Source organism: Lacisediminimonas sp. (assembly GCF_030645335.1).
Taxonomy (GTDB): domain Bacteria; phylum Pseudomonadota; class Gammaproteobacteria; order Burkholderiales; family Burkholderiaceae_D; genus Lacisediminimonas.
The window spans coordinates 1-7,751 of record NZ_JAUSNH010000098.1; the positions used below are offsets into that span (position 1 = coordinate 1).

Consider the following 7,751-nt stretch of genomic DNA (forward strand, 5'->3'; position numbering starts at 1 on the left):
TGCCGGCGTCATCATCAGCGTTGCCGATGCCCTGGATCCGCGGGTCAACGCGATCGGCGGCGTGCAGGAAGCGGGTGTGTCGTCGAGCCGGTTCAACAACCTGAGCGGTGCGACCGTGATCGTGCAGGACAGCACGCTGGAACTGGGCCCGGGTTCGCATGCAGGCGCCTTGCAGCTCAACGCCACTGGCGCGGCTGATACCAAGCTCACGTTCTATCACTATGGCGGCGTGGTCGACCTCAATGCCGGCACCACCATTTCCGAATCGCGCACCAATGGCGGCCTCACCACGGTGCAATTCGGTAATCCGAAATCGTCTTCTTCAGGCGATGCCGCAGGGATGACCAGGGTCAACACCAACCTGACACTCGACAAGGTGATCCTGGGTAGCGGCACGCTGGCGGGCAGCGCCGGCCTGACGGCCACCAACCTGGACTGGCAGGGCGGCACCATCAGTGGCAGCATCGAGGATCCGGCCTTCAATGTCACCAATCTGTCCACCGGTGGATCACTCACCCTTGAAGGCAGGACACTGAACCTGCTGGCGGGCGGCAGCGGCACGGCGGCGACATCGGCCACGCTGGCCATCAGCGAGTCGGGCGTCCTCAACAGTGCCGGAAATGTGACGCTGGGGGATGTCGTCAATGCCGGCGCAGTGCATGTCAGCGGCGGCCGGCTCGGCACGGCCAGCTTCACGAATTCTGGCCGTGCAGGACTCGCCAATGGCGCCACGCTGGCCACCACTGCCGCCGGATTCACCAACCTGGAAGGCGGGTCGCTGGCCGGCAATGGCACGGTCGACACCGGCCAGCATTACCTGGTCAATAGCGGTCGCCTTGCCGCAGGCGGGCAGGAGGGCATCGGTACGCTGGCGGTGCAGGGCAACTTGCAACAGAGCGCCACAGGCGTGACCGAAATCGAGCTCGGCAGCGGCGGCCAGTTCGACCGCTTGTCGGTGAGCGGGAATGTCTTGCTGGATGGCCGGCTGGCCGTGTCCTTGCTGAATTCAACCAGCCCGGCCATCGACGATTCGCGGATTTTCCTGACCATGGGCGGTGCGCGCTCGGGAAGTTTTGCCTTAACCGATGCGCCGACCGGCCTGCAAGCCGGCTATAGCTTATTTGCAGGCGAGGCTGCGCGCCTGACCATGCTTCCCACGAGCGCGACCAGCTATTTCAACAATGCCGGGGGTGACTTCAGTTGGAGCAACCAGGCCAACTGGGCCGGCAGCGTGCTGCCGGGCGCGTCAGACGACGTCTGGATCGACGCTGGCAGCACCATCCGCCACAGCAGCGGTATCGATAGCATCGGCAAGCTCAGGCTGCAGAGCGCTACCCCGCTGTCGGTCAGCGGGGGATCGCTGTCGGTCGGCGGCACCAGTACCATCGACGGCACGCTGACCGTGACCAGCGGCGGAACCTACACGGCAAACGGCGCCGTCAGTGGCAGCGGCACGCTGCAATTGGCCGGCGGCAGCGCCATACTGAATGCGGCGACCTCGTTGCCGACGCTGGCGATCAGTTCGGGCACGGTCAGCGGTAGCGGTTCGCTGGCTGTGACGCGTTCGTTCAGCCAGACCGGTGGCGCCTTCAACATGCCGGGGACGGTCACGTTGACCCAGCGCAGCGGCAACCTGTCAATTGCCAACATGATTGCCGGCGACCTGAAGCTGATTGCCGCAGCCGGTGCGATCAGCCAGACCGCAGGGCTGCGTGCCAGCTCACTGCAAACCAGCTCGACCGCCGGTACGGTGCTGACGAATACCAACAACCGGATCACCAGCTTCAAGGGCAGCAACGCCTTCACCGGCAATATTGCGCTGCTCAATGTATCGAGTCCGTCCAGCCTGACACTGAACGGCATCACGAACAACGCCCCTGGCGGCAACATCAGCATCGACAACACCGGCGGCGTCATCAACAACGCACCGATCGTTACTACCACCGGCGGGGTTTCGTTGATTGCACGCAGCCCGCTGGTGGTGAATGCGCCGATTTCGGCCGGCAGCAATGTCACCCTCCAGGCCATGTCCAGTACCGGCGGCAACGACAACCTGACGATCAACAGCAGCGTTGCGTCAACCAGCGGCTCGCTGCAGCTGTCGGCCGGTAGCGCATTGTCGGTTTCTTCCACTGGCAGCTTGTCGGTCACCAGCGGAACCATCGGGCTGACTTCGATCAGCGGCACTGTTACCGTTGCGGATCCGACCAAGATTGTCGGCGCCATACCGTCAATCACCGCACCGCCGCCGGTCACTGCGCCGGTCACCGCGCCAGTCACGACCGTCACCACGAATACCACTGTGGCGGCGGCAACCACGACCATCGTCGATTCAACCAACAAGACATCGACCCAGTCGTCACCAACGACGACCGGCAGCGCCAGCAACACCGTGGTTCCTGTCGTATCGAGCACGACCGGCAGCACCAATACCTTGACCCTGGCAGGCGACCAGACGATCGGTGGCACCACGGGCAGCTTCGGTGGCTCGGGCGCGGCACCGGCAGCCGACACCGGCGGCAGCTTTGCCGGTAGCGCCGGCACGACCGTCATGGCCAGCAATGACAGTACATCCAGCCCTGCCAGTTCATCGAGTTCATCCAGCGCAAACAGTTCGGAGTCCCCGGCCGCGTCGTCATCAAGCAGCCAGTCATCGTCGGACAGCGGCAGCAAGAAAGACGAAAAATCTGCCAAAGAGGACAAGTCCGAAAAGCAGGAGAAAAAGTCGCAAACAGCCACCAAGTCGGCGCGAAAATCATTGCCGGTTTGTAGCTGAGGATGATGCAAATGAAAAACGCCACACGCTGGCTGCAAGCCGTGCTGTTTGCCCTGGGCCTGGCCTTGGTCGTGCCTGCAGGCGCCGCCGAACCGGTGGCGCGCATTACCCACCTGTCAGGACTGGTGACCGCCAAGAGTGCCACCGGCGCGACCCGATCGCTTTCAGTGCGCTCCGAGATCATGCAAGGCGACACGCTGACCACCCACAAGGAAACCTACGTTCGCCTGAAATTCATGGACGATGCAGAAGTCGTCTTGCGTCCGGAATCCCAGTTGGTGGTGTCGGCTTACGCCTACGACGCAGCCAAGCCGCAGGGCGACAACGCAGCGCTCAACATGCTCAGGGGCGGTCTGCGGGCCGTCAGCGGGCTGATCGGCAAGCGCAACAAGGATGCCGTTTCGTACACCACGCCAACGGCGACCATCGGTATCCGGGGCACGCACTTTGGCGCGCTGTTCTGCAACAATGATTGTGGTGGTGTGCCAACGGTCAGCGGCAGGCCGCCGCCGAATGGCTTGCATGTGGATGTGACCGACGGCGCTATCTCGGTGCGCAATGGCGGGGGCACGCAATTGATCAATAGCGGACAGTTCGGCTTCGTGCGCGACAGCACAACGCCACCCACCGTCGTGCCGCCGCAGCAGGGTGTGCAGGTGACCATGCCGCCGTCGATCAGCCAGAACCAGGGCACCGGCAAGGGCGTGGCGGATTCGAAGGACAATCAGTGCGTGGCGCAGTGAGGCGTTATCTCAAAGGGCATCCTTTGGGGCGGTCGCCTAACATTTGATCGTTGCCAGCCGATGAAGCGGCTCGCGAGAAGTGTAAAGATTGTCGTTGGTCCCGCCGACAGGAATCGAACCTGTATCTAGCGCTTAGGAGGCACTCGTTCTATCCATTGAACTACGGCGAGGGACGCTGATTTTACCCGGTTTACAGGCTTCATTTTCTCTGTGTCGCTTCACCGCTATCATCAAGTTTCACTTAATCAGTGGTACAAAATGGCACGGCGGATGGTTCATGGCGACACTTGAGAGAATCGGCACTTCCTGGTGCGCACGAGTCAGGCGAAAAGCTCACAAGCCGCTGACCAAAACCTTCCGAACCCAAGCGCAAGCCGATGTGTGGGCCACCCAGCGCGAAGCAGAGATGGCACGCGCCGAGATTGTATCAGAGGCCGGGTCGCTGACTGTCTGCGAACTGATCAATTCCTATCGGCATCTGCGCGACAAGGCTCGCCCGATGACCTGGTAGCGGCAGGCGGGAGCTTATCAGCCTGCCTGAAAAAACGGTAGGGCAGTAATGCCGCAGTCCTGCGGGATTTCCAGCGTCGTCCGGGCTGGCAAGACGATGGTGACCAATGCGCCATTCCATTCGAATGAGAGCGCCTTGTATTGAATCAGATGTGCAAATGTGGTGACGAGGAACTGGCCGCTTTGCTCTACTGCCTTGACTTCATACATCCAGATTGGCACGGTCAACCCCATAAGCAGGGCCTTGCCCAATGCTTCCTTGACGGTCCAGAGCCAGGCGCAAGCATGTCCATGGCGCCAGCTATTGGCAAGCAGGCAGCGTTCGGCCGGCGTCATTTGTGAACGCACAGCCTCCTCATGTCGCACGCTCATTGGCTCCAGGTCGATACCCATGGGTTGGGCAGGATCAAATGCCAGTCCGCAAGCATAGTCGGCACTGTGACTGATACCGATGCGGATGGCCGCTTCCGAGGGGGCGCGTACCAGTGGCTGGCCGAAGACGCCGGGTTCAATCAGTATGTGATCCAGGGCTGTGATGCCAATGTGATGCGCGAGTGCATGCTTGGCGCAATAGCGACCTGTCAGATAGCCGTGACGTCTCAAATCCGTCATGCCATCAAGCCTGGCCAGTTCACTGGGATGCAGAAATGGAGCGAAGCGCTGTGCTGCATATAACGCATCCTGGTTCATCCGCGCCAAGCACAATGTGGCCGCGTGACTGCTTTCGGTACGACACAAGCGCAGTGGCAAGACCTTGGATTCAGCGGCGAGCATGGGATTGTGCCTGTATCAAACCTTGGTTGTCGAAGTCAGTAGTCCGCTTAACTTGCGGATTTAATTCTCTGCGCACAGAACGGCTTGACAGGCCGCACGCAGGTCACGCAAGCATTGTTGATCGCGGCCGACGCGGCTCAGGGTAGCCACAGTGCATGAGCGCGAAGTGGCAGGCAGCAAATATTTCAGGAAGGTCGCCAGCGTGCCAGACGGCCCTAAATCAACGTAACGCCATGGCCCCTGCAGTTCGAGCTTGCGAATGGTTTCGGCAAATCGTATGGGCTTCTGAACGACATCCCAGAAGTACTGGGGGCACATTGAAGCGACTGGTCCGGCCGATGCACAGCACCATAGTTCCCGCAAAACCTTGCCAGGGATCGATGGCGCCACATGCTCGACAAAATGCGATTTGGCCGGATCGAGCCAGGGCGTGTGGAATGCGCGCTGCACCGGCAGGATTTGGCTCGCCAGATCGTTCGCATGCAAATACGCCAGGATCTTTTCCAGATCGTGCAAGTGTGCGCTGACAATGAAATGTCTATCGAAATTTTCAGCGGCAACGATTGCGCCAAGTGACGCGAGCTTGGAGGCATGCTGGATGTGACTGCCCAATATGGCAATCATGGTGCCGGCTTCGCAATACGCCTGGACAGCCTTGGCCTGGTGTATTGCCATGGCGAGCGCATTTTCGCTGCTGACCCATCCAGAAGCAGCTGCGGCAGAAAAACTTCCCAGACTGCAGCCCAGGGACAGCGTGGGCACGATGCCCTCACTCATGAGCATTTCCGCCAACGCACATTCCACCATGACAATCGCGGGATGGGTGAGTGCCAGTTCTTCAAACGGACTGGAGGCATCCTGTCGACCATATAGGTGTTCGAGCAGCGAGTGACCGGTCAGGTCAGCGTATGCGATGTCCATTCGCATCATTGCGCGCCGGAACACTGGTTCAGCCTCGTACAAGGCGATACCCATTTGATAGTGCTGTGAACCCTGTCCTGAAAACATGAAGACGGTGGGCAGGTTCATGAGGCAATTCTCTTTTTGTCGGTCTTCTGGTTCGGTGTGCGTATTGGGATACCGGAAGTTCCGCACCTTTTCTGCATCCTATTAGTAACAAAACTATGTCTATTGTTCCAATTAATTAGCTTGCTTCCACGCGATCTGAAAATCGTGCGCGCTGAACGCACTTTATTGCTAGCACATACAGAAGATGCCTAATTTCTGGACGCGGCGCCTATCGCATTAACAGTGTAGGAATAAGAGGAACAAAAATGTAGGAATCGTTACTTATAAGTCCCTGGATGATGACAGGGCTGTTTGATCACATGGAACACGAAAACTATGCACCAGACCGCTCTGGCCATCCACGCCGATATGGGCTTCCTCCCAAGGTGCCACTGGTTGCCCGCATTAGCGATCGTGCCAGTGCGCATCAGCAAGCTCTTTTGGATTCATATGGCAATGTCGCAATGCGCCCACTCTCGCCGGAAGGAGTGCAGCGATGCTTGATGTTCTCAATCGATACGCGCACGGATTTGTTTCTATCCCCGTTATTCATGCGTGCAGGGAGCGTGGTTTATTCCAACTCCTGAAGACTGAAGGACCTTTGTCCCTGTCCCAGCTGACAGAAAAATTGAAAGCAAATAGCGGCCATTTGCAAGCTGCCCTCCGATTACTCGAGTCGCTTGACTTGATCACCAGCGATAGTGCCGGGGTCTACCAACCTGGCGAAAAAAGCGGACGTCATCTTCTCATTCCGGATGACATTCTTGATTTGTATCGATTCCCGATGGCGGCGTATGTAAAAGGGGAGCTGGCGCCAGAAATTCTCGTGCCATGGAATGAACGTTCATGCATGCGGTGGGGGATAGATGATCCGCTCTTGAGTGATTTTCTGGACGGCATTTTGGTGATTCCATTGCTGTTGGCCCTCAAACATCATCAACTGTCCATCGAAACACGCACGCCTGCCACACTGGTGCCCACTGCCGTGCGGCAAGAGTTGACTCGTCTCTTCATTGCCTTGAAATGGGCGACCGGGTCGGGGGCTGAATGCACGTTGACCGATGCAGGCCAATTCATGTTGGACCGAGCGCTCAATCTCGGAACAACAGCGTCGTATGGTTCCATGCTCCTGCAAATGCCGGAATTGTTATTCGGTAATCCGCAGGAAATTTTTCAACGTGATGCTGTCGGCGATGAAAGTCACGTTGACCGCTTTCTGAATGTGGTAGCAAGCGGGTTCCAGCACGAGAAGTTCTTTACCGATGCTGACGAGATCCTGCTCACCATATTTAATAAACTTCCGTTCGAGGAACAGCCCGACTATGTCGTGGACATGGGCTGTGGGGATGGCAGTTTTCTCAAGCGCATCTATCAGCTGATCCGCAGTCACTCCGCTCGGGGCAAGGTGCTGGATCAATATCCCGTGTGCATGGTAGGGGCCGACTACAACCAGGCCGCACTGGGTATCACAGCACACAATCTGGGGGAAATTCCCCACCTGGTATTGGCTGCTGATATTGCCGATCCGGATCAACTGGTCGCGGATTTGCAAAAGCGTGGGGTGGACCCAGGGCGGGTGTTGCACGTCCGTTCATTTTTGGACCATGACCGACCATTCGCCTGGCCAAATGCGCTGCAACAGGCTGAGGCCAGAAGGCAATGGGACTACTCAGTGATTGGCGTGGCTGCGGACGGCCGCTTGATACCCCCGTATCTGGCGGTGCAGAGCCTGGTGGAGCATCTGGCGCGCTGGTCGTCAATCATCACGCACCATGGACTGCTTCTATTGGAGGTCCATAGCCTGGCGCCCTCCGTCACGCGAGCCTTCATGGATCGAAGTGAGTCACTGCATTTCGATGCCTATCATGCCTTCTCACGACAACACCTGGTGGATGCAGATGTTTTTCTGATGTCGGCCGCTGAAGCAGGGCTTTTTCCGC

The 7,751-nt window shown here is 58.7% G+C and carries 6 protein-coding genes and 1 tRNA gene; 4 read left to right on the forward strand and 3 right to left on the reverse strand.

All coding sequences use genetic code 11. The features are described 5' to 3' along the window. Together Q7T64_RS06640 and Q7T64_RS06645 are read left to right on the forward strand one after the other, a co-directional pair. The coding region (locus tag Q7T64_RS06640) for a hypothetical protein (RefSeq protein WP_304793152.1) at window positions 1–2,776 on the forward strand (2,776 nt) is incomplete at its 5' end. An 11-nt stretch (window positions 2,777–2,787) separates the two neighbouring features. Further along, complete coding sequence (locus tag Q7T64_RS06645; RefSeq protein WP_304793154.1) at window positions 2,788–3,519, forward strand: FecR domain-containing protein; 732 nt, start codon at window positions 2,788–2,790, stop codon at window positions 3,517–3,519. A gap of 95 nt (window positions 3,520–3,614) precedes the next feature. Here the strand turns inward: Q7T64_RS06645 and Q7T64_RS06650 are convergent. Beyond that, window positions 3,615–3,689: transfer RNA gene (locus tag Q7T64_RS06650), tRNA-Arg, on the reverse strand. Window positions 3,690–3,796: 107 nt separating this feature from the next. Here Q7T64_RS06650 and Q7T64_RS06655 point away from each other — a divergent pair. Then, window positions 3,797–4,030 carry a hypothetical protein gene (locus Q7T64_RS06655; protein ID WP_304793156.1) on the forward strand — a complete coding sequence of 78 codons (234 nt, stop codon included), beginning with the start codon at window positions 3,797–3,799 and terminating at the stop codon, window positions 4,028–4,030. 17 nt (window positions 4,031–4,047) lie between these two features. Here the strand turns inward: Q7T64_RS06655 and Q7T64_RS06660 are convergent, their stop codons facing one another. Further along, entirely contained in the window at window positions 4,048–4,803 is a 756-nt protein-coding gene (locus Q7T64_RS06660; RefSeq protein ID WP_304793158.1) for a 4'-phosphopantetheinyl transferase superfamily protein, read from the reverse strand. 60 nt (window positions 4,804–4,863) lie between these two features. Next, window positions 4,864–5,832 (reverse strand): acyltransferase domain-containing protein, encoded by a 969-nt coding sequence (locus tag Q7T64_RS06665; RefSeq protein WP_304793160.1) that lies wholly within the window; start codon window positions 5,830–5,832, stop codon window positions 4,864–4,866. Window positions 5,833–6,307: 475 nt separating this feature from the next. Between Q7T64_RS06665 and Q7T64_RS06670 the strand changes: the two genes are divergently transcribed. Then, window positions 6,308–7,751 (forward strand): polyketide synthase (locus tag Q7T64_RS06670; RefSeq protein WP_304793163.1); only part of this gene is annotated, 1,444 nt, incomplete at its 3' end.